Annotated in this window: 25 protein-coding genes; 5 read left to right on the forward strand and 20 right to left on the reverse strand. The window is 49.4% G+C overall.

Annotated features, from left to right (window positions below):
* Positions 1-1,066, forward strand: a 1,066-nt coding sequence (locus tag ACQRD3_RS11755; protein ID WP_427781511.1) for an HD domain-containing protein, incomplete at its 5' end; no start/stop codon positions are given.
* A 22-nt stretch (positions 1,067-1,088) separates the two neighbouring features.
* Positions 1,089-1,592 (forward strand): hypothetical protein, encoded by a 504-nt coding sequence (locus tag ACQRD3_RS11760; protein ID WP_427781512.1) that lies wholly within the window; start codon positions 1,089-1,091, stop codon positions 1,590-1,592.
* 202 nt (positions 1,593-1,794) lie between these two features.
* Here ACQRD3_RS11760 and ACQRD3_RS11765 read toward each other — a convergent pair whose 3' ends face one another.
* From ACQRD3_RS11765 to ACQRD3_RS11845, 17 genes are all read right to left on the reverse strand, one after another.
* Entirely contained in the window at positions 1,795-3,246 is a 1,452-nt protein-coding gene (locus tag ACQRD3_RS11765) for a tyrosine-type recombinase/integrase (protein ID WP_427781513.1), read from the reverse strand.
* Positions 3,210-4,412: a tyrosine-type recombinase/integrase gene (locus ACQRD3_RS11770; protein ID WP_427781514.1), complete on the reverse strand. Its 1,203-nt coding sequence runs from the start codon at positions 4,410-4,412 to the stop codon at positions 3,210-3,212. Before ACQRD3_RS11770 ends, ACQRD3_RS11765 begins: the two co-directional genes overlap by 37 nt.
* Before the next feature lie 368 nt (positions 4,413-4,780).
* Positions 4,781-5,143, reverse strand: a complete 363-nt coding sequence (locus ACQRD3_RS11775) for a hypothetical protein (protein WP_427781515.1) — start codon at positions 5,141-5,143, stop codon at positions 4,781-4,783.
* On the reverse strand, positions 5,140-5,580 hold the full coding sequence (locus ACQRD3_RS11780) for a helix-turn-helix domain-containing protein (protein WP_427781516.1): 441 nt from the start codon (positions 5,578-5,580) through the stop codon (positions 5,140-5,142). Before ACQRD3_RS11780 ends, ACQRD3_RS11775 begins: the two co-directional genes overlap by 4 nt.
* Entirely contained in the window at positions 5,580-5,789 is a 210-nt protein-coding gene (locus ACQRD3_RS11785) for a helix-turn-helix domain-containing protein (RefSeq protein WP_213541927.1), read from the reverse strand. Before ACQRD3_RS11785 ends, ACQRD3_RS11780 begins: the two co-directional genes overlap by 1 nt.
* A 462-nt stretch (positions 5,790-6,251) precedes the next feature.
* Positions 6,252-7,169, reverse strand: coding sequence for a HipA domain-containing protein (locus ACQRD3_RS11790; RefSeq protein ID WP_427781517.1), 918 nt, complete (start codon positions 7,167-7,169; stop codon positions 6,252-6,254).
* Positions 7,170-7,183: 14 nt separating this feature from the next.
* On the reverse strand, positions 7,184-7,606 hold the full coding sequence (locus ACQRD3_RS11795) for a helix-turn-helix domain-containing protein (protein ID WP_427781518.1): 423 nt from the start codon (positions 7,604-7,606) through the stop codon (positions 7,184-7,186).
* A 230-nt stretch (positions 7,607-7,836) separates the two neighbouring features.
* Positions 7,837-8,010, reverse strand: coding sequence for a hypothetical protein (locus ACQRD3_RS11800; RefSeq protein ID WP_178265247.1), 174 nt, complete (start codon positions 8,008-8,010; stop codon positions 7,837-7,839).
* Complete coding sequence (locus ACQRD3_RS11805) at positions 7,991-8,536, reverse strand: hypothetical protein (protein ID WP_427781519.1); 546 nt, start codon at positions 8,534-8,536, stop codon at positions 7,991-7,993. The genes ACQRD3_RS11800 and ACQRD3_RS11805 overlap by 20 nt, the downstream gene beginning before the upstream one ends.
* 262 nt (positions 8,537-8,798) lie before the next feature.
* Positions 8,799-9,260: a hypothetical protein gene (locus ACQRD3_RS11810; RefSeq protein WP_427781520.1), complete on the reverse strand. Its 462-nt coding sequence runs from the start codon at positions 9,258-9,260 to the stop codon at positions 8,799-8,801.
* Entirely contained in the window at positions 9,257-9,577 is a 321-nt protein-coding gene (locus ACQRD3_RS11815) for a DUF6809 family protein (RefSeq protein WP_118684800.1), read from the reverse strand. Before ACQRD3_RS11815 ends, ACQRD3_RS11810 begins: the two co-directional genes overlap by 4 nt.
* 285 nt (positions 9,578-9,862) lie before the next feature.
* Positions 9,863-10,069, reverse strand: a complete 207-nt coding sequence (locus ACQRD3_RS11820; RefSeq protein WP_421129222.1) for a DUF7695 domain-containing protein — start codon at positions 10,067-10,069, stop codon at positions 9,863-9,865.
* Positions 10,070-10,071: 2 nt separating this feature from the next.
* The gene (locus ACQRD3_RS11825; protein WP_427781521.1) at positions 10,072-12,777 is read right to left on the reverse strand and encodes an AAA domain-containing protein; all 2,706 of its coding nucleotides are present in this window, start codon (positions 12,775-12,777) and stop codon (positions 10,072-10,074) included.
* A gap of 141 nt (positions 12,778-12,918) precedes the next feature.
* A complete protein-coding gene (locus tag ACQRD3_RS11830; protein WP_427781522.1) occupies positions 12,919-14,154 on the reverse strand; it encodes a Wadjet anti-phage system protein JetD domain-containing protein in 1,236 nt (411 codons plus the stop codon).
* Positions 14,151-17,498, reverse strand: a complete 3,348-nt coding sequence (locus ACQRD3_RS11835) for an ATP-binding protein (RefSeq protein WP_427781523.1) — start codon at positions 17,496-17,498, stop codon at positions 14,151-14,153. Before ACQRD3_RS11835 ends, ACQRD3_RS11830 begins: the two co-directional genes overlap by 4 nt.
* Positions 17,467-18,099 carry a DUF4194 domain-containing protein gene (locus tag ACQRD3_RS11840; protein WP_427781524.1) on the reverse strand — a complete coding sequence of 211 codons (633 nt, stop codon included), beginning with the start codon at positions 18,097-18,099 and terminating at the stop codon, positions 17,467-17,469. The genes ACQRD3_RS11835 and ACQRD3_RS11840 overlap by 32 nt, the downstream gene beginning before the upstream one ends.
* Positions 18,089-19,492 carry a Wadjet anti-phage system protein JetA family protein gene (locus ACQRD3_RS11845; protein WP_421129217.1) on the reverse strand — a complete coding sequence of 468 codons (1,404 nt, stop codon included), beginning with the start codon at positions 19,490-19,492 and terminating at the stop codon, positions 18,089-18,091. The genes ACQRD3_RS11840 and ACQRD3_RS11845 overlap by 11 nt, the downstream gene beginning before the upstream one ends.
* 29 nt (positions 19,493-19,521) lie before the next feature.
* On the opposite strand from ACQRD3_RS11845, the gene ACQRD3_RS11850 reads away from it, so the two are divergent.
* Positions 19,522-19,731 carry a DUF5348 domain-containing protein gene (locus tag ACQRD3_RS11850; RefSeq protein WP_421129216.1) on the forward strand — a complete coding sequence of 70 codons (210 nt, stop codon included), beginning with the start codon at positions 19,522-19,524 and terminating at the stop codon, positions 19,729-19,731.
* Here ACQRD3_RS11850 and ACQRD3_RS11855 read toward each other — a convergent pair whose 3' ends face one another.
* From ACQRD3_RS11855 to ACQRD3_RS11865, 3 genes are all read right to left on the reverse strand, one after another.
* Complete coding sequence (locus tag ACQRD3_RS11855) at positions 19,732-22,887, reverse strand: DUF3427 domain-containing protein (RefSeq protein WP_427781525.1); 3,156 nt, start codon at positions 22,885-22,887, stop codon at positions 19,732-19,734.
* An 89-nt stretch (positions 22,888-22,976) separates the two neighbouring features.
* A complete protein-coding gene (locus ACQRD3_RS11860) occupies positions 22,977-24,383 on the reverse strand; it encodes a hypothetical protein (RefSeq protein WP_427781526.1) in 1,407 nt (468 codons plus the stop codon).
* Between the two features lie 36 nt (positions 24,384-24,419).
* A complete protein-coding gene (locus ACQRD3_RS11865; RefSeq protein ID WP_427781529.1) occupies positions 24,420-24,629 on the reverse strand; it encodes a helix-turn-helix domain-containing protein in 210 nt (69 codons plus the stop codon).
* A 279-nt stretch (positions 24,630-24,908) separates the two neighbouring features.
* Between ACQRD3_RS11865 and ACQRD3_RS11870 the strand changes: the two genes are divergently transcribed.
* On the forward strand, positions 24,909-25,385 hold the full coding sequence (locus ACQRD3_RS11870; protein ID WP_427781527.1) for a hypothetical protein: 477 nt from the start codon (positions 24,909-24,911) through the stop codon (positions 25,383-25,385).
* Positions 25,386-25,674: 289 nt separating this feature from the next.
* Positions 25,675-25,896: a hypothetical protein gene (locus tag ACQRD3_RS11875; protein ID WP_427781528.1), complete on the forward strand. Its 222-nt coding sequence runs from the start codon at positions 25,675-25,677 to the stop codon at positions 25,894-25,896.
* The last annotated feature ends 419 nt before the right edge of the window (positions 25,897-26,315 follow it).

Consider the following 26,315-nt stretch of genomic DNA (forward strand, 5'->3'; position numbering starts at 1 on the left):
TGGAAGTTATTCTTTTTCGGACGAAAAGTATGCATGGTATAAGCAACTTCTAAGACTCATTGCATTAACTCACGATTTGGGACACGCACCCTTTTCGCATGCATCAGAAGCTGTTTTTCCCGATGGCCTTGAGCACGAAGATTTCACAGAAAAAATTGTTAAAGAAACCATTATCGCTACTCATATCAAAGCCATTGGAGCTACATTTGTAGAAAAATATGGCCCTGAGTACGATATTACACCAGAATTAATATGCGATATTTATCGTGGAAGACTACCGGGAGAGAATTCAGAGTTCACATTTTTAAAAAGTTTCATGGATAGTGAATTGGATTGTGACAAGATGGATTATCTACTTCGAGATTCACTTTTTTGTGGTGTAAAATACGGAAACTATGACATCGAACGCCTATTGTCTTCCCTTACAATTTATATACAGGATGGTTGTCCACGTTTAGCAATCGGAAGCGGAGGTACTCAAGTATTCGAGGAATTTGTTCTTGCGCGGTATTTCATGTTCGTACAAGTCTACTTTCATCGTACACGTCGTTTTTTTGACATAATGTTTTCTCAAGCACTTAAGTGTATTTTGCCAGACGGAACATACCCACAAGACGTTAATGACTATTTAAAGTGGGATGACTGTCGTGTTATTCAAGAGTTAAAAGCTCATGTTGATGATAACCACGCATGTGCAAATATTGTCAAAAGAGTCGTCTACTCCTGTGCTAACGAAAGTGTGACGCACCCAAAGTCAGGAGATAGAAATGAATTCAAGCTAATTAGCTTGCAGGCCAAAGAAAAATTTGGCGCAGAGAATTTTTTGGAAGATTACTCTGCCGGAAAAATGCCACACAAAATTCCAATTAAAAGTGAGATTGATGACGAGAAAGCGATTGTGATTATTCACAAGAGCACCGGAAAGATCACAACAATTTCCGAGGAATCTCCTATTATACAAAGTCTTACTAATAAGATTGATATTCAGCGGCTGTATGTTAAACCTTCCCTATATGAAACAGTTTCACAATACTTGAGGGAGATCTATGCAGCCATACAGAGTTAGGCACTGCGAAACAGGAGGATTTATGGTTAATTTGGAACAATGCGCTATTATTATACGGCAAATATGTGACGCAACTGAGCCGGGCAAGAAAATGGTTCAAAAACTTTTTTATTTAATGGAACGAAAGGGCCTCCAATTAAATCTCGCCTATAGCATACACTTTTTTGGACCGTATAGTGCAAAACTCGACACCGCATTACATACTTTGGAAAGTATGGGTTCAATAGAAATTGACACATCTGGCATGACACATATAATTCGAGAAGGAAAGAATATGACAGGCGCAGCTCTGAATGCTACAGACTCTTCTGTTGTAAATTATGTCTTAGATAACTTTTTAGGGAAAACTGCATTAGAGTTAGAAGCCCTCACCACTTTGGATTATGCAGCCACCACAATTTTGAAAGGTAAATGCTCGGACGAAGACATAATTAATGAAGTCGTGAAGATTAAAGGGGAAAAGTTTCCCAGAGAGTATTTATCTCGTGAATTAGTAACGTTAAAGCAAACAGGCTATATCCAATAAATTGATTCTCACAGATAGTAGATAGAGGACTACCGATACGAGTACTGATGTACCAGTTCTTGTATCGGTAGTCTTATTTATCTACTGCTAAGCTAAGCGAGTGATCATACTTAACTGTCTCGGATACCGAATTCAACATCCGAGACAGTTCTATTTATTTTCCTTCGTCCGTTTGCCTTTCTTCTTCTCCGGCGGCTGCCCATCACCCTCCCCCCAGTTCTTTCAGCCGCTTTGCCTCCGCAATCTCGGCCTTCATCTCCACGATCAGTGTCTTCAGCTTCTCCTCGCACTCCTCGCGGGTATGGGCGTAGACATTGCGGGCGTGCTTTTTACCATCGGGCCACTTGGGAGAGTAGCGGCCTTCAAAGAGATGGTCGCTGATCTCGCTGATGCAGCCGGTGCCGGAGCGGCGCTTGCGGCCCACATAGGGCTTGAAGTCGGTCATTTTCGGCTTGTCCGCCGTGGCCGGGGCAGTTTCCTGCCCCGGCTCTGAAGCGTCCTCCTGTGGCGCTGCCTTGCCGATGCTCCGGTCGATGTTGGCGGCGGCTGTGCGCTGCATATCATCGGTGATGTGGGTGTAGATGTCCAGCGTGGTGGCCGCCGACACATGGCCCAGCATGGCGGAGAGCGTTTTCACATCCATGCCGTTTTCCAGCGCCAGCGTTGCGAAGGTGTGGCGCAGATCATGAAATCTAACATGTTTGCATCCTGCGTGCTCCAGGATGAGCTGCAATCTGCGGCGCACTACGCCGGGGGTGATGGGGCAGTCCTCCTTCACCGGGGACGGGAACATCCATCGGGAGTCCACCGTCTTTTTGTACTCCCGCAGCACCTCAACCACCGCAGGCGGCAAGACGATCTTGCGGACGGAGTTCTTCGTCTTGGGCGTGCTGATTTGGAGTTGGCCCCGCACGTCGTAGACCTGCTTGTTCACGTTTAGTACGCCGGTTTTGAAGTTCAGGTCATCCCACTGCAGCGCCATGAGCTCACCCCGGCGCAGGCCGGTGGCTAAGTCCAGAAGGAACACTTCGTAGTAGCCCTCAAACTTCGCTTGAATGAGGAATCGCTGCAACTCTTCTCGTGTCAGCACCTGCATCTCCCGCGCCTTCTTCGGCGGCAGCTTGCAGCCGAGGGCCGGGTTCACACGGATCAGCCCATCCTGCACCGCTTTCTCCAGCGCCGAGCGGCAGGTGGCGTGGCACATACGCACCATTCGGTCGGACAGCCCTTCGCCGTACTTGTCGGTGAAGCGCTTCCGGCCACTTTTCTTGAGCCGACCGTAGAACTGCTGCAGGTCATTCTGCGTCAGCTTGTTCAGCGGGATGCTGCCGATCTCCGGAATGATGTGCAGGCGGATGCGGCTCTCATAGGTTTCCTGCGTGGTGGGGCGAATCTTGGTCTTGGAGTGATTCTCATACCAGTATGTCAGCCAGTCCCCGAAGGGCATCTCAGACCGCACCTTCTCCGGCTTCAGTCCGCCGCATTCCTCCTTGAGCTTTTGGAGTTTTTCAAGGCACTCCTTCTTGGTTTTGGCGAGGACATTTTTCGTCTTGGGATAGCCTTTATCGTCATAGCCAATGACGATGCGCCCCTCCCACCGACTGTCCTTGCGCTGCCTTACGGTTCCGTCGCCGGCTTTTCGTTTTCTTGCCACGGTTTCAACTCCTTTCCGAAGATATCCTCCATGAAGCTGCCCACGATGCCGCAAGCCTGCTTTTGCATATCTGAGGTGACATGGGTGTAGGTATCCAGCGTGAAGGAGGCGTTGGTGTGGCCCAGGATACCGGACAGCGTTTTGGCATCCACGCCACTGGTGAGGGCATGGGTTGCGAAGGTGTGGCGTAGATCGTGGAAGCGGATACTGGGCAGCCCCGCCCGCCGGAGCAGCGTTTTCATGTGGAGGTAGGCCGAGCCGGGGTTGACAGGATCCTCCGGCTTCACCGGGTCGGGGAATATCCATTGGCTGATGGTATCCGCCTTGCGCCGCCGCAGGATGTCCGCCACCGTCTTCGGCAGGATGATGGTACGCATTCCCTTTCCCGTTTTGGTCTCGCCGACGGTGTACTCACCCTTCCTCTGGCTGTGGAGGGTGCGGCACACCTTCAGCGTGCCGCCCTCCTCGTCGAAGTCGCTCCATTGCAGTCCGCAGATCTCGCCGCGGCGCAGGCCGGTCATCAACTCCGTCTGGAAGAAGTCCCGCCACACCTCGTCCCGCTCCACCACCGCGAGAAAGGCGTCCAGCTCCTCGCCGGTCAGGATGCGCTTGGGCTTGTAGTTGGGTTTGGGCGCCGTTGTACCTTCGGTGGGATTTCTGGGAATGACATGGGCCTGCACCGCGTCTTTCAGCGCGGCGTGGAGGGTGGTATGGATATGGCGAACCATGGAGTCCGAGAGCTGATGATCCATCTCGGGATGCTCGTGGATGCGCCCCTCCGTTTTCAGGCGGCGGTACATCCGCTGGATGTCCTGCTGAGAGATAAGCGAGATCTGCTTGTCACCCAACTGCGGCTTGATGTAGTATTCGATGTAGCGGCGGTAGCCCTCGAGGGTACCGGGCCGCACCGTGCCCGCCTTGTACTCTACGAGCCAGCGATCCAGCCACTCCCCCAGCGTCATGCGGCTGTCCTCGGTCAGCTCCACATCGCGGTAGCACTCGATGTTCTGGTGCAGCTTATCCAGCAGAGCTTTTTGGGTCTTGGCATACACATGACGGAACAGCGGCTCGCCGTTTTCCCGGTGGCCGATGACGATGCGACCCTCCCAGCGTCCGTCGTCACGCCTTCGCACCATGCCGTCGCCGGCCGGTCTTCGTTTTGCCATGTATTTCACTTCCTTTGGATTCGTTTTCTTTTTGTAACACAAACAACTACCACACTTTTGCGGAAATAGCTATTGCTTTTCTCAATTCTTTTTCTGCGTTTTGAAGTGCAAATTAGGTGTAAATTGGATCAAAATCGGGGCATGGGGCCGGTAGAGCGTCGGCGGAAACCCTTGAAAACACTGAGGAAACTGGAACTCGGAGCGTTCCACAGGGTACAAACTCCCGAAAGGAGCGTTCCTCTGTCCCCGGTCACAAACCCTTGAAAATGCCCGCACTGCGGGCATTTGTGGGACGGACCGGGGCGTTTACGACCCCGGTCCTTTCTCCTGCTTTTCTTTCGTCGGCGGCAAATCGGTCCGATTTTCGGTCATCCCGCCCGGTCAAGCATCCACGGCGCATCACCCCCTTCCGGGCAGAACACACTGCGGTAGGTACTGATGTCCGGCACCATGCCCTGCTCCAGCATGATCTCACTTTGCAGCAAGCGCACGCACAGCTCCGCATAGACACTTCGCATCCCGTCTCGGCACCGACGGGCAACGGTCTTTTGCTCATCGGTCAGATCACCGTAGTGTTCATCGCAGAGAAACAGGCGAAGTCCGTCTTCATCAATGAGGTCGGCATGATCCTTGTTCCACGCCCACCGGATGTAGCGTACTGTGTCGTGCGTGCGCCGGAGAACCATCATCGGGTCATGGTCTACAATAAAGTTTGCAAGCTGCTGCATCATGCGCTTTCCTCCTTTTTGTTCTGCCGATTCAATTCGGCCAGCCGTTTCTCTGCCTTTGCCCGCTCTATGTCACGCTCCGCCCGCAGGAACTGCCGCTGATAGTTCAGCTCCAGTGCTTCCTGAATGGGGCGGATGGTGTAGATGAGACTTCCGTTGCGCACGCGGCCGTCCTTTGTGGTGATGGTACTGGGCTCGGTGTGAATAAGCCCCTTCTCCTCCAGACCGGCCACATACTTCCGCACGGTGTTTTCGCTCAGCTGCACCGCCTTTCCGATGGTGCGGTAGCTGGGATGGCACTGGTAGGTTCTGCGATCCTCGCAGCGCAGAAGGTAATTGTAGACGGCAATCTCATGCGAGCTGAGACCGAGGTTGAACACCTCGTTTGGCACGAGGTAGTAATACTTGTTCGGATCTCGCTTAGGCCAACGCCGGAACATCAGGCATCACCTCCTGTCTGCGCATCTACCCACCGGCGGAACTCTTCTTTGGGTACCACGATGCGGCTGCCTATCCGCAGCGCGGGGAAGCCCGTCTCGTGCATGAGCTCATAGGCGCTGGAGATGGACACGCCCAGCACCTGCGCCACCGTGTTCGCATTGAGGAACAGCGGCAGCTGGTCGTAGTTGGTGAATGTGGATTCTTGCATTGGATTCCTCCTTTATAATTTTTGATGTTTGTTGACGGAAGCTGCAACGCAGCCTATAGGCATCACTCCTTTCAGTTCGATTTGAATACAGAGAATTGCTCCCTGCTAAATGCCTTAAAAAAATCCCTCCACTTATCGCGGAGGAAAACATGTTTTGCACACCCTGTTTTAGAAAATTTTTTCTTTGTCTATCGCGGCGTATCTTTTGAGACAGCAAATAGAAGTTCCATACCATCCAACAGCTTCATGAGGGACAATTCTAACATTCCTCTACCTATTGCCGTTCTTCAGCAATCTTTGGGCCTTTTTTCTATGCGATCCACACGCTTAAAAATCGTTTTCATGTTCATGCCGGATATCCTAAAATATACGCCATTCCGTTTCTTTGAATCCCATACATACCATGGACGCAAAAAGAGAGCCGCGCCAAATGGCACGGCTCTCCGGATAGAGTATTCGGTTTTACATCCCCAGCATCGGCGAAGTGTGCTGCTCCTGCTCCATCAAAAGTTTCAAGCTGTAATCCAAAATCTTCTCCTTGCGCTCGGTCAGCATGGTCAGATAGAATTCACGCTGGATCGGCAGCAGTTCAGGGACACCTTCGAGAAAGTTATGGAGCGCATCGAGGTCGATTCTTGAACAGACACGCTTGAGCGCCTCATTGCAATCCGGATTCTTCAGCGAAGAAATGTAATCGAAATAAGATATCTTTTTCCCGCCTTCTTCGATAGAGGAAGTTGGAAAAGTATAGATACGTTGGTCGATTTCCGCTTCGTCTTGTAGCACGTTTTTCATCCGTTCCAAATCAAGCTGCGGGTATAGGCAGGAACCACAATCATAGACCGGTGCCAGTTCTGCCTGCTGCTTCTCCTCATCCACGAGGATGCCCCAGTTGCCGTTATGCCGGTCGAAGTTTCCAAGGAACGCATCCGCAATAAACATATCCCAGAAAAATTGCCGCAGCTCATCGGCGGGATAAATACTCTGCTCCTCAATGGCCTCCAGAATGGAGGACAGTTCTTTTCCGTAACCATTCTGCTCACTGTCGATGCAGGTGTTTTTCAGATGGGCAAACTCGATGAGCCGTTTTCCGCCCTCTGTAAAGTCCCGGCATGCAACCACCAGCTTTGTTTTGCCGCGGCTGTCCGTATAGTTTCCGAGGAGCGTTTCCTGCGTCCGAAAGCCCAACATTTCAAAGATATGGCAGGCGACATATTCGCTGATACAGCCGTTGCTGTAACTCATATCCCGATTTCGGCTGGGCTTTGGAGGGAACTTGAGCATATAGCTATGTCCTTGATAGGTGATATTGATTTTATTCCCATTGGCTCCGCCATAGGCGCGGAAGCGGTTGACTGGGCAGTTGGTAAAATCAATCACGGGTTCTCACCCCCTTATAAATATTTTGTGCGAAGATAATCTGCCTGCTCCTGTGTAATGGCGTTGCTCCACTGATTGGAGTTGATCGCACTATATAATTCTCCCCACAGGCAGTCCATATAAGACACTTTGTCTTTTTCGCCCTGAATGTACTCACAGAGCGCTTTATCCAAACTGGCAGGCAGATTCTTTTCCAGATAGGTTCGGTCAGTCGGCTTGCCGCCATGCATTTGTGGTTTCTCCACGGTCAGCGTAATGAGCTGCTCCATCGGGATATCCAGTGTGGAGGACAGCTTCATGAGTGTACCGGCACTGCATCGGGAGAGCGTTGTCTTGCCGGAGCAGATGTCCGCCAGGGTTGCCCAAGGCACACCGCTTTTCTTGGAGAGCTGGTAGCGGGAGAGATTCTTTTCCCGCAGTATCTGTTGGATCGTCATATACATCACCGCTCTTATTATATCGGTGTGCCGATAATCAGTCAAGAGAAAACATCTCACTCCCCCTGACCAAACTGTTTGTTTGCATTTGCCCTCCCCAAAACTGTTGACTATTACGATACAGACAGCGGGACAAGCCTTCATGGCCTGTCCCGCTGGTTTTTCTGCCTGGATTTTGAAAGTATTTTCCTTGTTTATGGCGGTGCAGCCGCTGCGCTGCTGCCTATGATTTATTCGTCATCATCTGGCCATGATGAGATCATGTGAATATCGCCGGTGTCCATATCCATCGCCATGTGATCGCCCATGCGCAGCATGAGATCCCCATCGGAGTCCATCGCCATATTATCCGAAATGCTCATGGCGAAGTCGCCGTCATCGTAGTCAAAAAATCGATTGCACACTGTACCCACCTCCTCTATTGAAATATCTGCTATAAACCTCATTCACCGCTTCCACATACACCACAAAGGATGGATGATTATGATCTTGTCGAAACAGATACATATTTTTCTTCTCAAGATACCTGTCCCGAACCTTCTGCCATAATCCCGCTCTCTTCAGTTTATCCGCTCTATCTTTTACTTGATGAGAGTTCGGCACTTCGTTCCATGTGTATTGATCCAAGCCCAGTGCGTACACATTTTTGTTATGTATCAAGCGCATGTAATTCCCGTTTTTATTTTTCGTGGTAATAGCAACATCAAAGCTGAATTCAACATTTGGAGTATCCTTAAAATGCAGCAGTGCAGTCAAGCAAGAAGTTGAATCTTGGGCATCCGAAAAGAATTCTCTCCTCTCCGCCCGGTTCAGAGCATTTCTTACCGTTTCTTTTAGCAACCGCAGGTCATTCCAATATCTTTCTTCTGCCTTCATGATCAAAAGATTGTAGTCAAGGTCATACGGACCATCTCCGTTTCTTGTGATCATATTCCTTGCGCCGCTTCCAACAAGCGAAAACTGTGCAGAAATCCCCTTCGTCCTCAGTAACTCGCAGGTTTTCTTAAGGGTCCTTGAACAATCCGAACAATAGCGCTTTGCTTCGGACTCGCAAACAAACTCATACGCCATACATACTCTCCTTCTTGCCCATGCCACCCATTCAACATCGAGGTTAAATCATTATAGAATAGCATAGAAAGTTTGATTGTCAATAGCGACTTGACCCCATTTTGAATGTTTTCCACATATTTCACCCTATGATCCCAATTTTGTTGCCGTTTTCGTAAATGTCCGTGCCATCTTTGCTGTGATTAGGTCCCTCGTACTCTACCCATCCGAAGCCCGCCACATAGACTTTGTCGCCGGGGTGCAGTTCTTTAGAAGGCTGTGGCGGAGTTGGCTCTGGTGCGGAATTCTTAGCGGGTGCCTGCCCCGTGGAAAGCTGGAGTTCGGAAGCTACGGGTGTTTCAATAGGCCCTGTCTTCGGTTCAGGTTGCTCTTCTTGGGGCGCTTCTTGTTGCGGAATCGTTCTTTTTTCCTTCTCTGCCAGTGTTGCTGGTTCCTCAATTTCCGCAATGGTCGCTTCCTTGGCGCTCACAGCGGTTTCTGCGGCTGGGACGGGTGTTTCCTCGACCGCGTTGCCATGTGGCCACACAGCGGCGCACAGGGCGACACATGCGGCAATCATTGTCACTATGATGAGTTTCTTCATTTCTCTTCCTCCTTAGATGCGAAACGAGCGCCTGATCCCATTGCCGTTTGACAGGAGACTGAGCGCTCGTTTTCGTAGTGATTCAATTCTACGGAGAGTTTCCACGCCAGTTCAAATCCAGCGATAAAGCTGTCGATGGAGGTCTCCTCCGCAATACGGTCTTTTGCGTCGATGATCTGGAGCACCAGCCGACGCTCCAGTTTGCCCAGTACCTTGCTAAGTGCTTGATGGCATTCATCAATTTCCTGTTTCTGAGCCTGGAGTTCAGGCGGGGTACAAAAGCAATCGTATAGGTCTTTCAGCAGCTTGTATTTCATGCGCTCGCCTCCTTGCAGCACAAACATATACCACAGTTCGACGGAAATAGCTACTGAAACTTTTTCAGAAAAATAGCGGCTGGAACATTGTGTTTCAGCCGCTATTTGCGATGCGGGGTACTCGTGGTGCGGGCTCGCAGGTTAACTATACCCCTAAGCAATTTTTACTTCTGTTTGCATCCATGCTAAGAGTTTTTATGACGATGACAGCCCTGGGCAATTCGTGGTGACATTGCGAATGATGATAAGCGATATCCTGGCACCACCAATTTCCGCAAGGCATGATCAAGTCAACGCGCCGTTATTCTCTACTTTTTCTGCTTCGGACAGTTCTTCCCAATCCTCACGATTCCCGCATCTGCGAAGGTAATCGTGGCCGCCGTCCACGGCGCACGAACCACAGCTGCAAAACTTGAAATCATGGACGGTTTTACTCTCGATGACATCTCCGCACTTTTTGCATCTGATCGCGTTCTTGATAATTCTCGGCATAATCATTCTCCCTTTAGTACAGCCCGAATCTTTTCTTTTTCTCCACTGCCGTCTGTACGGAGACGCAGGAGCGGAACGGCACACTTCTCCAGAATGGAGTTTTTCTTTATGTCTCGCTCTGCCTGTTTGCTCCCCGCTTCGTGGAAGCCAGTCCCGTCTACTTCAATCGCCAGCACGGGCTGTTTATCCATCTGATTGAACAGCAGGAAATCCACATGGGTCAACGGATTGTGGGCATATTGGCATTCTTCCTCTGTCAGCGGTTCATAGTTTTTCACCAGTGTCGCAAGAGAAACATGCGCCGCGCAGCCGATGAAGGAAAACGCCTCCTCGGACAGCACCTCCTGAATCACGGAGTACATGAGATTTTCGGAATCGTATTCCGATACCCGCTTATGTTTTTGCAGATATGCCCTTCGCTGCTCGGCATAGCCCTGATAGAGCATATCGAACACGGAGTAGACCTGGCTCTGGATAACCTCAAAATTGTTATATTCGATGTACCGCGTTAGGTCGCCATAGTTGGTTTGGTCATTGCGTGGGTCCTGCGATGTGACCACCGCCAGCGAATGAACCGCGCGGGAAACCGCCACATTCAGCATATGAGGATCATCCACGAAATCTGTGATGACATTGTCGACCGAAGTTAGAATGATGGCATCCTGTTCCCGCCCCTGAAACTTGTGGACGGTGTCCACCTCGTAAGTATCTCCCAGCTGCTTGCGGATGGCTGTCACCTGGTCCCGATACGGCGTGATAATGCCGATGCTCTGGAAATTCTGCTGATGCAGCCGCGGAAGCACCTCCTGCTGGATGACATCGATCTGGCGCTGGTTGAGATGACCACGGGCGTGGTTGCCCGCAGTCGTCCGGTACATAGTCAATACATTTGGCTCGTCGTGGTCCTTCGTCATAACGATCAGCTGCCCGTGGTAGAACTTCTGGTTGCAGAAGTTGATGATTTTCGGGTGGCAGCGGTAGTGTTCCCGCAGCAATGTAACAGGCGCGTCCTGCCATATTTCCAATGCAGAGGACAGCAGGCTGTGGGTAGAAAAGCGATAACGCTCATCCAAGGAATACTTCTGCCAAATGGCATCGCTGGTGCGAATGTCATCCTCTGTCAGCACATTGGGGAGCTGCTTCAAGTCCCCGACAATTACGATATTCCGCGCACAGGAAAATGCCAGCACCCCTGTGGCTAAATCGACCTGTGAGGCTTCATCCACGATCAAGTAATCGTAGATATGATCGATGCTCAGCGTTCCTTTGATGGAATAGGTTGTGCTAAGCACCACCGGATACTCCCGAGTAAACTCCGCAGAATTCCGACGGAAATCACCCATTTCAAAGCGCTGTCTGCCACTCTGCCAGTGATACCGCGTTGCCAACTCTGCCCGGAACAGCCGCAGGGACTTCTGTGTGAGCTCGTCCATCTTTGCATCAAAAGCGTAGTGTTCCAGCTTGCGGTTCAGTTCCTGCTTTTCGACTTCCAGTTCCCGCCTCTTCACCGAATAAAACTGACTCTGCAAATAGGGAATGACCTGTTCCGGGGAACGGATAAACAATTTGAGTGCATTACGATTGAAGCGGAACATGATGGAGAGCTTTTGCAAAAGACCCAATCGGGTTTCATGTTCCGCGTGCTGTTCAAACTCCATCCAAAGCGCAAGAAGCTTCTGCGTGGACAGCTTGTCCAGGCTCTCCGTCGGCGCGTCGCTGTAAGTCGCATAGTATTCCCCAAAATAGTGCTGTTCCGGATTCAGCTGCAAAAGCTCCTGTTCAATTTCCGCAATACGGTTCTTGGCATTGAGCATTTCATTTAGCTCTTTGGAAAGCACAGTTGTTTCCTGATCCAACTGCTGCCGTTCCTCCGGCAGCATCTCCCAATCGCTCATATTCGGATAGACGCCAGTCTGAGCCTCCAGGAACTTTTGCTTGTTGGCAAGGCTTCCAAGAAACGCGGTCAGAAAAGCGGCATTCTTCTTTTCCAGCTTTTCCGCCACATTGTGTGTTGCAGAATTGTTGTTGGAGACAACCGCCACGGTCTTTCCGCTCCGAACCACATTGGCGATGATATTCAGGATCGTCTGCGTTTTTCCCGTCCCCGGAGGCCCCTGAATAATACTGATTTTGGAGGAAAGTGCTTTCTCCACTGCCACTTTCTGCGATTGATTCAATCCAAACGGATAGATCACCGCCTCCGGCATCTGGGGCATTTTGACGCCTTTCTGCGGTGCAAGATAGCTTGCCAGCACGGTATCCTCGCTGACCTGTTTGATCTTGTCATACTGCATACTCAGAATGTTGGTGCCTTCCACCTCGAGGCTAATTGCCGCGGCAGTCTCCTTGAAATATTGGAATGTTTCTTGATTTTTACCGTCCGTCAGGCAATTCTGCTGGAACTGCACTTCGCTCCTGTGGAATGATAAATCTCTCTTTCCGTTGCGGACAATGCGGTAATATCCGCCGAAGTCGAGAATCTCATCAATTCCGCTGATGGTTTGCCCGTTTACGGTGACAATCACCTGCGCAGGGTCAATTTTCTTTTTCAGAGGCAGAATCGCCACATTGCTACGCTGAAAGCTGTATGACTTATTGGGCGCACTGGTATAGACGACCTCGCACTTCCCGTCATGGAACTGAAAGCTCGCGACCGAGTCCGTCTGGTCTTTTCCTTTTATGATGATTAAGTGCTTTCGTGCGTCCATAGGCAATCCTTTCACTTGAGAATGCGAGCTGTTGACTTATGGGTTGTCCCCGCACATTCGCACTGGATTATAGCTGTGCCCATCAGCCGCATTTTAGCGGTAGATGCACATCCAATCCCCTGCGTAAATATGTTTCCCTAATCAGTTCAAAAACGTTTCCTGCTCGATTGTAACGCCATAGCTTAGGATTTTTTCAATAGCATCTTTGAACAGTAAGTATCTCCCGCTTTTTAAATCTGCTTCCAACTCAGATAAGTATTCTTTGGAGCGCATAAGACCATGTTCGTAAAATTTTTCAACAAGTTCACCTGACATACGCATGGGCAGCACAGAAGAAATTAGCTTCTGCAAGTTGTCGAACATTCGGAAACCGCCCGCATCGATATCTGCCCAAAATCGCACTTTAGCGCCTTTCGCTGCCGCATGAGCGATCAATGTAACCATCTTTCGTTTTTGGGGACTAAGGAATCCGCCGTGATAGATCACCAACTCTCCCGGCTGTTTTTCGGACATCACATATTCATCGTAATTGGTTTTATTCTCAATGAATGTGATGCATTGAATTGCCGTCAAGTCGATTGCTGTAATAGAATCGATCAAAGTGCTGGGTAAGGCCAAACCGTATGGTGCGGCACCAATACAGATAGTTCCCTGTTCTGTTCGAACCAGACAGTTTCCTGCAAGCTCGTATAACTCCGGGCGAGCATAGATACCCAAGTATGCCAGCTGTTCTCTTTCGCCCAATTCATTTTCATCGCAGGAATTCGCTAAATCTGCATCGTATTTTCTTGCGATCCGCAAAAACAGATCCCGCACATTTCGCTCAAAGTATTTGGTATCGGAAAAGCACTTGCTGCTGAATGCGCGCATCGTTATACTGCCGGACAGAGCAGAATACTCACGGAAAGCGCAGAGCAGGTCCTGCAATGGAGTATCGTCCGTTTTGCAGAAGACAGGAATTTTCAGTTGCTCTGCTGCCGATCTGCAAACATCTACCTTCCATGCTATAATCCAGGGAATCGCAACATCCTTCAGGCCGCCGTCTATCAGCTGAATAATCTGACTTGCTCGCACCTTGGGATGCATTCTTTCGGCAAAAGCATAGCACTGCGAGATCTGATCCAAGCGCAACACAATAGCCGAAAGTACCGGGCGGCCTTTCACCCACTTGAGCTGCACCAAGTGCTTCTTTTCAAGTTCCAAGGCTGCTTCGTTATAAGCATCCCGTATCACAGCATCTTCGTAGATATACTCAGGAAAGTCTTTCTTTTCCACTTTTAGCATAACTCTTCTGAGCGATGTTCCAGGATTGAGGAGATGCTTACTGTTTTCATATTTATTCAATAGGCGGTTTAGAATGATCTTCTGGTTTTTCACTGAGCAATCTCCTTGCCAAAGGGCAGAATATGCATTATGTATTTGTCCTTGTTTACCAGCAGCGTACGGTCTGCAATCGGCATAATATCCGAAACCTTATCCGGCGGTGTACAGATAATGGCCTGCAAGCCCATCCTTCGCAGGAGACGGACGCTCTCAATAATGCGATCACTATCCATTTTGTTAAATGCCTCATCAAACACTGCCAATCGGACGGTGTTGCCGAAACTGGATGTATCGTTCACACGGTAGAGCTGAGCGAAGGAAGCCAGAACCGCAATATAAAACGGAGTCTGTGTTTCACCGCCGGACTTTGTGTTCAAGGTCTGAGAAAGCAGCTGCTTTGTTCCGTTTTGATCCGTGGTTTCCAGGTCAAACTTCAGGTATGTCCTAAAATCGGTATATCGTTGGATATTTTCCTGCAGCTCGCTTTGTTTTCTCGCATTTAACTGTGTATCATCCGCCGTAGTGATCTGGCTGAACAGCTTCTCTATCAGCTGGCCATATTTATCCTGGAAAGGCCGTGCGAACAACCCTACATCGCCTTCCATAAGCTCCGGATCCATAATCATGTCATAATACTCTGCATAATCCGGATTACGCTCCACACGGAACTGATAACTGTCCGTTCCGAATTGAGCCTGACGCAGTGCGCGATTTAGATTCTTCACCTGATCCTGCACTTGGTCGATGCTGGACTTCAATTTGGCCAGAAAATCATTCTGGAACTGTTCCATCGCACTCTCTCGGGCAGCGTTGATCTTTTCCCGGTATTTGGGCAGCTCACTTTCCTCCAAGAGCCTCCGCTCCGATTCAAACTCATCATTATCCATGGCTTCCACACGGAAGGAACATGGCTTAAACCGGTCCGTATACTCCCTACGTGCAATGAAAAGCTTTTTCCGGGCAGTATCCTGTTCCTTTACGCTCTGCTCCAAACGGCTGCTGAAGTTCTTATGGACGATGTCTGCGCGTTTCAGGCGGGCGAGCTCCTGCTGATATCTGGGAAGACCGATGCTTTCCTGATATTCAACAGGGAATTCATCTTGCAGGCGGTCTTCCATATAAGATAGCTGCTGGTAATGATCCGGCAGCACCTCATAGTCCAACTGGCGAATACGTTCCTTGTGCTGGCCGATCTGAATTCCTTTCTGCTCTTTTTCTTTATTCAGCACTATGATTTCGTCCCCGAGCGCAGCAATTGTGCGGCGCTGTTCGTCCAGCCACAAAAGATCCAGTTTTGAAAGCTGATCATCGATATCGGTCAGTTCATTGGCGATCTCCATGCCGTGCAGGTATGCTTTTTGCTTTTCTGCCACGGTATTTTGGACAAAAAAGTGCGTAAATAACGGTTCTTTTGACTGTGACAAAAGCTGACGGATAGGATTCCAATAACGCAGCTGGTCTTCAATCTGCGTTAACTCCTCTTCTAATCGAGATACACGCAGACTTACCGCATAACGGCCAATAAATGCGTCATCCATCAGCTCACGACGAATCGAACGGACAACATATCCCTGGTAGAGCAGTCCGTCTGCTGTAATAGCGGTTTTGAAATTGCGCAGCTGTTCAGCTTTTTCACAACATACGACGCGCCCCAACAGATAGTCAATATAGCTGCGCGCCAGCTTGTTATCAGTATCCACCTTTCTGGCAAGGCTGTCATCGCGCGGGCGGATCGTTTCTCGTTCACGCAGCTTACCAATGTCCACCAGTCCAAACGATGCAAAGCCGAACTCTTTTTTGATCCTGTCAAAGATCAATAAGGCGCTTTTATAATACGCCGGATCAACCAGCAGATAAAACTTCTGCGCATTGAGATATCCCTCCACGGCTCCGCGCCACCGTTCGTCCGCAAGCTCCAGGACATCCGCAAGAATATCTATTCTCACAGGACTGCCGATCCGGCTGTTCAGCTCAGATTCCAAGCGGGCCTTCAATTGCAGTAGACCTCGCGGATAGTCTTTAATGTCCTTTCGGAGATTTGCGAGGACAGTGCGTTTTTGGTCCTGCTCCTCCTTCAACTCCGCCAGACGATCTTCTGCTTTGTGCAGCGCATCTCGGATGGTCTTAGCAAGCTCAGCCGCTGCCTGCTGGGCGCTCTCAAAAGGTGCCGATGAATAGGAGAATATCTCATAGCTTCCGGATGTAAAAAGCGAATAAGCCTTCAGAACGCTTTCGGCCGCTTCCTGCACAGGCACGAGGACTCCTTCTGCATCTTGTTTCAAGATTGCGTCGCACAGACCATTCAGCTGAAGGGATTCCCTTTTTATTTCCATTGCCAAGGATTGGAGGTCCTGCGTCAGCCTTTTTTGCTCATCCAGCAGCGCCTGCTTCCGATTGCGGAGTTTTTCTTCCTCCTGAAACACACTGCTCTGCGCGCAGGCCAAGTCAAGTTCGCGCCTGCGGTTCTCTTTCTGTGTGATTCGATCAGAGATCGTCATGATACTCTTTTCAATTGCGGCTAATTCTGTGGTACTGTCTCTCTTTTCAAGCTCAAATCGGTCAATTTGGGCTTGTTCCATTTCTTTTTTGGACCAAAGTACCAAAAATGATTGCACCCGCCAGCGGTCAATGGCCTGATTCATTTCACGATAGAGTCTGCCTATCTCCTGTAAAGCAGTCAGTTTCTCCTCCTGCCGCTGTGCCAACATTTCATGGCGTTTATAATCCCGGATATTCTGCTGCATGGCCTCGATATCAGGCTTCTCCGGTATGTCGCAGATGTTCTCGGTAATGAATTTCTGGATATCCACGATAGGGCGGAAGGATACCGCCTTTTTCATCATTCGAAGGACCTGCTCATTGTGCACATTCCATCTTGACAGCATATTCCTGCGATATTCCTTCTGCGTGTCATAGATCTCCGCCTTAACGTAATTCTGCTTCAAAAAACGGCGCAGCGCAGGAATCTCCATAGCCTCTCCATTTTCAACAAAGCCGTTCTCAGGCAGCGTTCCCACACAAATGAAAAAGCGTTCCTGCCTGCTTCCGTCACTGCGGCAATCAAAAACAACGCCCGTGACAAAACTGCTGCCCACTACGTCATCTTGGAACTCACAAGCAATGTAGCTGGAGAAATCTTTTCCCCGGCGGGAATACGGGTTATTTTCATCCATATCTGCCCGCAAATAACCGTCCAGCGTGCGCTGAGACTTTTCATTGGCAGCCTGATTAAAGTTGCGGGCATTTGTTTCTCCCAATAGAACGATTTGAAGGGCATCAATTACCGTGGATTTTCCCGCACCGTTTTTTCCAGTCAAGAAATTAATATCACCTACCTCGATGATCTCTTTGCTGAAATACAGCCAATTAATCAGCAGGATCTTCTTCAGTTTCTTCATCGGTATCGCCCTCCTTCCGTAGCACAGACACAACATCGTTCAGCTTTTCACTGGAGACTGCAGCCAACACGGTCGGTAATATGGAAAATTTACAACCGCTCTGATTGAACTTTCCCTCAATCCGCTGAATAATCGAGTGATTTTCCAGCAATGTCAACGCACGCTTCACTTCGTCCATATTGGGCTTTGCTGGAAGGATTGCGTAATCCGTGACGACCTTTTCTAAAACATCACGCACGGTACAAACGGCATCCTGCTCCAGACCGAGTTGTTCCTGATTTTCTTCATAAATCATGCGTAGGGCAAGGAGAATGGCCGTTTCTTTTTTGTTCAGGTTGCAGCGGTTCGCTTCGTCCGTATTGATCACATAGAAATAGCCGTTTAAATCATCTTTGCGCAGATCCCAATCCAGCAGACTAAGATATTCTTGCACCGCTTCGTAATGCAGAGATAAAAACGTATAATCCGGGTTATTCACCCTTCCTTTGCCCGGCCGAAACAGTGTTCGCACAATATAAGTCCGGCTAAGAAGCTGGTTGCAAACGGACTTGAACTGTTCTAATTCCTTGGAGGTCGCACTACGAATGAAGTCAAAATCCATTTTTCTTCTCCTTCCGTCGAATCTGCATCTGAGGGATGGAATAGCCATTTTCATGAAACGAGCCGCCCAGCTCTTTGATCTGATAGCCTGCGGCAGAATCTCCGCTGGTCAATACAGCCAGCAAACTCATGATGTAGGATTTATCATCCTTAATGTTTAAATCTTTGGAGTAGCGAACATCTGCATCCCCCAACCATCCCTGCACATAGGCGGCAATGGCCGCGCGGCCATATTCGGAACGCAGCAGCTGTGCGGCCTGCGCGGCCGCATCTGCATCGGAAGCCGTTTCCTGAATAAGAACCGTGGCAGCTCTTGTCCGTTTTTCGGGGCGCTTTCGATACCACAAGCTTTTTTCAGAAAGGAATGACTGCTCATAAAGCTGAAATACCGGTTGTATCCGGTCTACTAAATCACCGGCGCGTCGATTGCGCGACAATGCCGTGAGCAGTACATTCAAGTTTCCCCGAACATTTTGATCGCGATTTGTCAGGTTTTCTACCTTTTGCGTTGCTGCTCTCGTATAGCGGCGAACCTGCGCATCTATTTCATCGAGATAGTCATGCTCTATATTGTCATATCGCTCGTCGATCCAGAAAATCTTTTGCAGCAGATCGGAACGGCAGTTTTCCACTGTATCTCCTCGTTTATCCTGCAAAGCTGCGTTCGCCATGGCAAGCAGCAGAGCATCATCCTCAGCCCAGCTTCTCAAAACAGATTGAATTGGAACGCGATACTTTGGGACGGAGTCCTTAATTTTCAACGGTCGTATGTATGCCTCAACTACTTTCTGTCCAAACTCGTTGAAGTGAGAGGCCAATACCTGATTGACGTCCTGCATATCTATCTGCATCTGAAAATAATGCTTCACATTGTGATAGACCATTTGCAACAAATTTATGAGAGCACTGGTGTTATCATAGGCACTGTAAATTGCGGCCATCTTATCGTAAACGCTTTCGCTCTCATTGGCGACCTTCAGAGCAGAGTAGGTACCAAACACATAGGAAAATCCGCGAGCAGGACGATCATCCCGGAGCTGGTGAAACAGCTCCAGCAGCCGGCTGCTGTAACTTGGGACGGTAATATACTCCTCAAAATCGTCACCCCGTTCCTTTTCAAACCAGCCTTTACCGCAGAGCTTCCGAATCAAAAAGCGTGCACGGCCGGAGATATCCCGCAGCTCATCCTCGTCAATATCTTCCCCTTCAAACGTAGCATCCGCCAGTTGCTGCTCCAATCTGCTGCGGAGCATAGAATACAGCGTGTCTTCGCGTATTTTAAGGTTTTCACGGTATGCGGTGTACAGCACATCCAGAGCATCTGCGTATAGTGCGCGGTTGGGCGAGGCCAAAGGTGAAAAAAGCTCACCAGGAACCGCTTCAAAAAACTTCATGAACCTTCCTCCTACAGGAGACGACAATTATGATTGGACGATTAATTTGGAATCAGGATAGGCCAGATATCGTATTCGATACGGGGACACTATATGGCGGGCTTCACTGTGGAGACTGCTTTGCATGTTGGCTGGATGGGCGCTGGCTCGATGTTCGCCTGGAATATATGAATGATTGGGTTCTGATCCACAACGGTCTTTTTGTTCCAGTTCGTTATGGCGTTCCTGTGCGAATTTAATCAGCCCACTACCAACTTATTTGTCTTCTTCAAGAACTTCGCCGGGATCGGGCGGTCCAGCTGCCAGGTGATGTTCATCGGTCTGCTGCCCGTATGCTTCACGTAGTTCGCCGTGCCCAGATAGGTGTACGCTTCTGCACCGCCGGTCACACGGTCCGCCTTAAACTCACGGACAAACAGCAGTACCTTGCTGCCGCGTTCCTTGTGGTGGATATAGCGCTGACCGGTGGACGAATTCTCCGCCGTGGTGCTCTGGCTCTGCCAATGAAACAAGCTCTCATTGATGGAATAATCGTTGTACATGGTGGTTGGCGAATAGTCCTTGTCCGCCTTGTTCAGCGTCACAAAGAACACATCGATGTTTTTCTCCGGCAGCCACTTCACGCCCTCACGCACGGTTGCCGGTTTCATAAAGTCCATCGCCACCAACAGTTGATCGCGGGTATAGGTGCAGTGCAGATCCAACGGGCAGTCGAAGCCCAGTTCCACCGGCTCGTCGATAAAGTCGATCTGCTCGAAGCGATAACGCAGCAGCTCCAAGAGTTCACCGAGCAGAACTGTGCTGTCAGACAGGGCATAGAGGTTACTAAGCACCTCTTCGTCGTCCCAGTCCTCCACCACCTTGCCCCAGACGGTGACATAGAACATCTGCATCATCCGCTTTTCCGCATCCGGAAGCGCTGCAAAATCAAGATTATCCAAACGCGGAAGGACGTCCAGCAGGAACGAAATCCAGCGGCGGGAGTCGATTACAGCAAGCTTTGCAAACGCTTTGGTCAGGATGTCCTCCAGCGGCTCCGAAAAGTCCTCGATGGCATCCGCTCTGGCGCAAATGCGAGAGAAGGAGGAAAACTTGTAGATCGCCCGCGGATCAAGATGGTAGTAATCCAAGAAGTTTTTGAGCGTCAGTTCCAGCCCACTGTCCTCCGTGAAGGAGGCTGCGCGAGCCACCAACCCAGCCGTATTGCCATAGGTCGCGCGGATATTCTCCAAAATGTATTTGGCTGCCTTCTTCTCCAACTGGATATAGCAGCCCTTGGGGACGGACACAAAACCATCTTTAATTTCACGACTCACGCTGCGGGTGGTATTCGACAGCAGCGCCGCAAACTTATCTTCAAAATTGTATTTTCTATTCGCCTGACCGATGAAGTCCAGCACGGTCAGGCATTCCTTGTCCTCGGATAGACGCAGACCGCGTCCCAGCTGCTGCAAGAAAACCGTCAACGACTCCGTGGGTCGCAGGAACAGAACAGTATTAACTTCCGGAATATCCACGCCCTCGTTGTAGATGTCCACGACGAAGATAAACCGCACATCGCCGGACACCAAGCGCCGCTTGGCCGCCGCTCTTTCCTCGTCCGAAGATTGCCCGGTGAGGCACATGGACGGGATGTTGTGGTCGTTGAAATAACGGCACATAAATTCCGCGTGATCGACCGTCACGCAGAAGCCGAGGCCCTTCACCTCGTCAATGTCCGTCACATATTTCAGCAGTGCCGTCACCACATGGTCGGCGCGGCGGTTGGCAACCGCCCCGCTGAACGTGTAGATGTGCTCCAGCTCGCTCTTTTGGTAGCCACCGGCAGACCATTTGAGCGCATCCAGATCCACCGTATCGGTAACGCCAAAATACTGAAATGGGCACAGGAGCTTCCGATCAATGGCTTCCGGCAGACGGATCTCCGCTGCAATGCGGTTATGGAAGTAGGGCAGGATACTCTTGCCGTCCATACGCTCCGGAGTAGCGGTCAAGCCCAGCAGGATGCGCGGCTGGTAGTAGGACAAGAGCTTCTGGTAGGTCGGCGCGGCGGCATGGTGGAATTCGTCCACGATGATGTAATCGTAAAAATCGGGACTTGTCTTTTCCGTGAAGCTCTGCGAGTTGAAGGTCTGGATGGACAGAAACAGGTTGTCGATGCCCTCCGGCTTATAGTTACCCACAAACAGCTCACCAAAGTTTGCATCCTTGAGCACGGCGCGGAAGGTGTACAAGCTCTGCTTGAGAATTTCCTCCCGGTGCGCCACAAACAGCAGGCGGCAAGGTCTATCCGGATTCTGCTTGCGGAAGCGCTTGTAGTCCAAGGCAGAGATGACCGTCTTGCCGGTACCGGTGGCCGCCACCACCAGATTGCGCGTATAGCCACGAACAGTGCGCTCTGCCTCCAGCTTGTCCAAAATCTCCTGCTGGTAGGAATAGGGGTTGATGTCCATGGTGTAGACGTCAGCATTGTTGGTGTCGAAATATTTTTCCGCCTTCAATGCCCGTACCAAGCGCTCTTTCTGATCCTCCGCGTAGTATTCAAATTCGCGGTCATTCCAGTAATACTCAAAGGTAGCGGCGATCTTGTCGATGGTTTCGGGTAGGTCGCGCCGCGTTACTTTTGTGTTCCATTCGAGGCCGCTGGTCAGTGCCGCATTGGACAGGTTGGACGAGCCAACATAAGCCGTCGTGAAGCCGGTTTCGCGGTAAAAGATATATGCCTTGGCGTGGAGCCGGGTCGTCTTGGTGTTGTAGCTGACCTTGATGTGCGTATTGGGCAGCTTTCGAAGCTCCTCAATGGCCTTCACATCTGTTGCGCCCATATAGGAGGTGGTGATGATGCGGAGCTCGCCGCCGCTGTGCGTAAACTCCCGCAGCTCGTCCATGATGAGCCGCAGACCGCTCCATTTGATGAAGGACACCAGCATATCGATCCGATCGGCCGAGACGATTTCCTTTTTGAGCTCTGTAAACATCTGCGGCTCATGCACAGCCCCGGTGAAAAGGGAGCTTTGTGCGATGGAGGTTTCCGGGCGCTCTATGTCCGCCGCCGTTTTTCCCACTGCCAGCCGCGGGTCGGTCTCCCGTAAAAGCGCAAGAAGCTGCTCTGCCCGCCGGTCAACGCCAAGCGCGGCAAAGTCAGCTTCTTGCGTCGTATTTTGAATGAGCTCAACGATCTGGTTGGTCAGCCCGATCTGGGCAGAAATATCCCCGCCGTTGTCCAGCACGTTATCCAAGCCCTTTTGAACCACATCTGCCAGATACTGCGCCAGCACCTTGGAGGCTTCCGCCTTGTCAATGGGCGCAACAGACTTGCGTGCCTCCGGAATCTCCGCAAGCTCGCCCGTCAAGGCGTTGTTGATGACTTGTTCGTATAGGCCGGGATGTAACATAGAGTTTTCTCCTCGTTGAAAAAACTTTTCCTCTTCATGTACAGTACATTTATCTATTGCAGAGCAAAGCATCCCCATCAAGCAAGTGGTTAGGCTTTGCTTGCAGAGGGTCGCATAGTAGCATCAATAATAAAATAAGATATTTTTCTTTTTATCTCTTTGTCCAACTCGTTGTAGAAGGCAATAAAATGTTCTAATGCCTTAGGATGTCCATTATCGATAATCAAATAAATTGCCTGTTTAGTTTTCTCTTGTTTCATGTATATTGGAAGTTGAATTTCAATTCCGTGTCGTAATTGAGGATTTGAAGTCAGTTTTGTTTCGACAATGACTTTATCAGTTGCTCCCCTCGATAATTTAAAATCGACAGGACCTCTCCCGTTGTTTCCTTCTTTTGTAAGATCAATGTTATTCGCGTCACAATATGAATCGGCAATACCATAAAAAAGTAACTGCGCCGCTGATTCATGTTTGGGCGTTCCATTTGAATTATAAAGAAGCTTAGAAAGTCCGTTGTCTTCGACTAAAGTCTTGAATTGATTACAGATCGTTTTTGCTATAGTTAGGACGTCATCACTGGTTTCCAGTGGTACTTGTGAGAGAGATAGTGGATATTTTTCGGTATACTCTCTTGCAGCAGAAAGCCACACGTATTCGCCAGCTGGATCTTCAGAAAAATCATACACCCTTTTAGGAGTTGCTTTATAAGCAGCTATAAGAGCGGTTCGAAAGCTCGTACTGTTACGCATCAAAGTAAGGATTTGAGACTTATGAAGTTTTGTTTTCTTTCCCAAATCAAAGTAACTGTTGATTTCCTCCCGAACTCGCTCATTCTCTTGGCAAATCCAGTCAATATCATCAAAAGTATCCGCTATAGGTAATGGACTAAGGATAGCAGAAGGTAAGAGCAGAAGCGGTTTGTTGTTGTAAGGATTTCTACACGTTTTATATATTTTGTGTCCGAAACTAACCGAAAGCGAATCGACTCCAGCAAATTCAGTCACGCGCTGTGTATATTTTAGCATATCCTCACGGAGAATAAATGTTATTAGATCGCTTACGCGATCGCAGCCAATTCCTTCTTGAAATACTCCTAACAATTCAAACAATACCGGATCCGTATCTCCTTCAGTCATAAGATCTTGTATAGTGTTCAAAATCGTTTTTCTAAGTACTGAGCCGATTGCGTTTCCACCGGTTCCGTTTTGAGAGTATCCAAAACATGTACCAGACAGTTCCGTAAACGTTAACATCCTCTCTGCACGTTTTCTATACATATCAGTTTGGCTTTTGGAATGTCTGAGTAATGTTATAATGTCAGAAAAGTACTTTTCAACCTTTTTGCGTGCATCCAGAAACTCAGGTTCAGTGCATAACTCCAAAAGTGCAGGGTCTATGAAAACTCTGGTGTCAATATCAAGAATGACATCAAATACGCCAGTTATTTCAAGGACTTCTTTAGAGATATTGAATTGTTCTGAAAATGTAATTGGCATACAGTATCCCCCCCGGTATATATCGGTAAAGGCAATTTAATTATGATCCGGTACAATCTCCACAATATCCTCAATTCTACAATCCAGTGCCGCACAAATCTTCACGAGTATCTCCGTGGTAACATGTCCGTTCCGTCCCATCTTGGTAACTGATGCTGGGCTGATACCCGCCCTTTCACATAGGTCTTTTTTCTTCATGTCCTTATCGATGAGTAGCTTCCAGAGTTTTTTATAACTCACAGACATAAATATCTCCTCCGTACCGATATACGAAAAATGCTCTGCCGCTTGGCAGAGCATTCGGTCTATTGCAGCCATACTGCCAAGGCCTATTCCAACACTTGACAGCGTTGTTTTTTATGATAGCACATTCGGGCAGAGAAAGCAAGAAAATGATAAATTCGCACGAATTCTGACCCTGTTGGATTTCTTTTCGAGCTGCAAAAGAAACGGTTGAACTTCCGGGCAGTCAGAGCTACAATGCCAACACCTCATCGCGAGGACAAACTGATTGGAGGTCAAATGATGAATTATGAAGCAAGCCCGTTTCAGGACTACGAATCGATCACCATTGATGAGCTGAAGGATCAAGCCAACAGCCTATTGAATCTGGTAACGGATGAGCAGCGACCACTGCGCGTATGCATGAATAATGGCAAGGAGTTTCTGCTGTTCCCTCAGGACCTGCTCGCACCAATCTGTGACTCTGACTTTCGCTTGATCCTGCTGTCGGCAATGCGGTATGCGATGGGCAGAAACACATGTATGCCCGCAGTAGTTTCCGATTATATTAAGCGCCACATTCGGTTTCTGGACGATAAGTTTCTTGCGTTGGCTGCCGATGATATTCGGCGGCACCTCGAAGACTACGCAGAGCATGAGCCGAACCCGAATCTTTGGCAAGGCCTTTTTGATGCACTCGAAGCAGAGCAGAGAGCGCATGCCACTCGTCAGGCAAGGAAGATTCGGTCTTGTCCGCCCTGCGGAAAGTCCTCGCTTTGAGTGCCAATCGAAAAATATTCATGATAAAATTACGACGAAAGTCAACAGTGTTTTCCTCGCAGGGCGCAGATACTTTCCCTTACTTCGGTGCGCATTCCCTTAAAATATCGCCCGAATTACGGGAATGCAATGGCTGTTACTGGTGTTCCTTGTCTGTGACATCACACACTTCGCGTTGCTACCTCCCAGAAAACCACTTGCACACCCCCACCATTAGAGTTACAATTCAGGTAATCCAAAACGATTCCCGCTGAGGGCAGGCGAAAGTTCACCGAAAGGAGCAACTAACATGGATAAAGAGCGTATGGCAGAGTTAGCGGAAATCGAAGCCCATGGTGCCGAGAACGGCTGGGTTGCCCCGATGACAGAGGAGGACAGAGCGTTCTTCGCATATTTTCGTTCTGTGTTTAAGCGCTATAATATTTCGCCCTCAAAGGCAACACGGCTGGAATATGATTTTGTGACACGAATTGCGGAGAGTGAGTTCTATCTCCAGAAGGCAAATGCGTGATGCTATTCTTTGTCTATAGCGCCGCAGCTTCTGAGCCGCCACCCCCGCAGAAACCACTTGCATAACACCCTGCTCAGAGTTACAATGCAGCCAACAGCAACGAGAAACGCTTCCCGTCCGGCATCGGTGAATCTTCACCGGAAACCGGGCGGGAAGCGTTTTTGACCACATAGATTACCACAGACGGCTCTGGAGCACTTGGAAACAGTGGAGATAAGAGCGCCAAAAAGTAAATGAAACAAATAGAAAACGACTAAAAACCGCTATAAACGAGCAAAAAAGTGTTCCCCATAGGTTTGGGAGCAGGATGCCGCAGATTCAAATCCTGTCACTCCGACCATGCGGAGTATCATTAAAGGATCTGAAAAGGTCTGCTGATGATACTCCGCATTTTTTATTTCCAAGTTTATATAGCGATC

The sequence above is a fragment of the Candidatus Pseudoscillospira sp. SGI.172 genome (assembly GCF_050313575.1).
Classification (GTDB): Bacteria; Bacillota; Clostridia; order Oscillospirales; family Oscillospiraceae; genus Vermiculatibacterium.

Bases quoted from the DNA above. Each gene is read 5' to 3' on its own strand.
- ACQRD3_RS11760 (WP_427781512.1), top strand. From the start codon at position 1,089: ATGGTTAATTTGGAACAATGCGCTATTATTATACGGCAAATATGTGAC.
- ACQRD3_RS11770 (WP_427781514.1), bottom strand. From the start codon at position 4,412: ATGGCAAAACGAAGACCGGCCGGCGACGGCATGGTGCGAAGGCGTGAC.
- ACQRD3_RS11775 (WP_427781515.1), bottom strand. From the start codon at position 5,143: ATGATGCAGCAGCTTGCAAACTTTATTGTAGACCATGACCCGATGATG.
- ACQRD3_RS11780 (WP_427781516.1), bottom strand. From the start codon at position 5,580: ATGTTCCGGCGTTGGCCTAAGCGAGATCCGAACAAGTATTACTACCTC.
- ACQRD3_RS11785 (WP_213541927.1), bottom strand. From the start codon at position 5,789: ATGCAAGAATCCACATTCACCAACTACGACCAGCTGCCGCTGTTCCTC.
- ACQRD3_RS11795 (WP_427781518.1), bottom strand. From the start codon at position 7,606: ATGACGATCCAACAGATACTGCGGGAAAAGAATCTCTCCCGCTACCAG.
- ACQRD3_RS11805 (WP_427781519.1), bottom strand. From the start codon at position 8,536: ATGATCACAAGAAACGGAGATGGTCCGTATGACCTTGACTACAATCTT.
- ACQRD3_RS11810 (WP_427781520.1), bottom strand. From the start codon at position 9,260: ATGAAGAAACTCATCATAGTGACAATGATTGCCGCATGTGTCGCCCTG.
- ACQRD3_RS11815 (WP_118684800.1), bottom strand. From the start codon at position 9,577: ATGAAATACAAGCTGCTGAAAGACCTATACGATTGCTTTTGTACCCCG.
- ACQRD3_RS11820 (WP_421129222.1), bottom strand. From the start codon at position 10,069: ATGCCGAGAATTATCAAGAACGCGATCAGATGCAAAAAGTGCGGAGAT.
- ACQRD3_RS11825 (WP_427781521.1), bottom strand. From the start codon at position 12,777: ATGGACGCACGAAAGCACTTAATCATCATAAAAGGAAAAGACCAGACG.
- ACQRD3_RS11835 (WP_427781523.1), bottom strand. From the start codon at position 17,498: ATGAAGAAACTGAAGAAGATCCTGCTGATTAATTGGCTGTATTTCAGC.
- ACQRD3_RS11840 (WP_427781524.1), bottom strand. From the start codon at position 18,099: ATGGATTTTGACTTCATTCGTAGTGCGACCTCCAAGGAATTAGAACAG.
- ACQRD3_RS11845 (WP_421129217.1), bottom strand. From the start codon at position 19,492: ATGAAGTTTTTTGAAGCGGTTCCTGGTGAGCTTTTTTCACCTTTGGCC.
- ACQRD3_RS11850 (WP_421129216.1), top strand. From the start codon at position 19,522: ATGATTGGACGATTAATTTGGAATCAGGATAGGCCAGATATCGTATTC.
- ACQRD3_RS11855 (WP_427781525.1), bottom strand. From the start codon at position 22,887: ATGTTACATCCCGGCCTATACGAACAAGTCATCAACAACGCCTTGACG.
- ACQRD3_RS11860 (WP_427781526.1), bottom strand. From the start codon at position 24,383: ATGCCAATTACATTTTCAGAACAATTCAATATCTCTAAAGAAGTCCTT.
- ACQRD3_RS11865 (WP_427781529.1), bottom strand. From the start codon at position 24,629: ATGTCTGTGAGTTATAAAAAACTCTGGAAGCTACTCATCGATAAGGAC.
- ACQRD3_RS11870 (WP_427781527.1), top strand. From the start codon at position 24,909: ATGAATTATGAAGCAAGCCCGTTTCAGGACTACGAATCGATCACCATT.
- ACQRD3_RS11875 (WP_427781528.1), top strand. From the start codon at position 25,675: ATGGATAAAGAGCGTATGGCAGAGTTAGCGGAAATCGAAGCCCATGGT.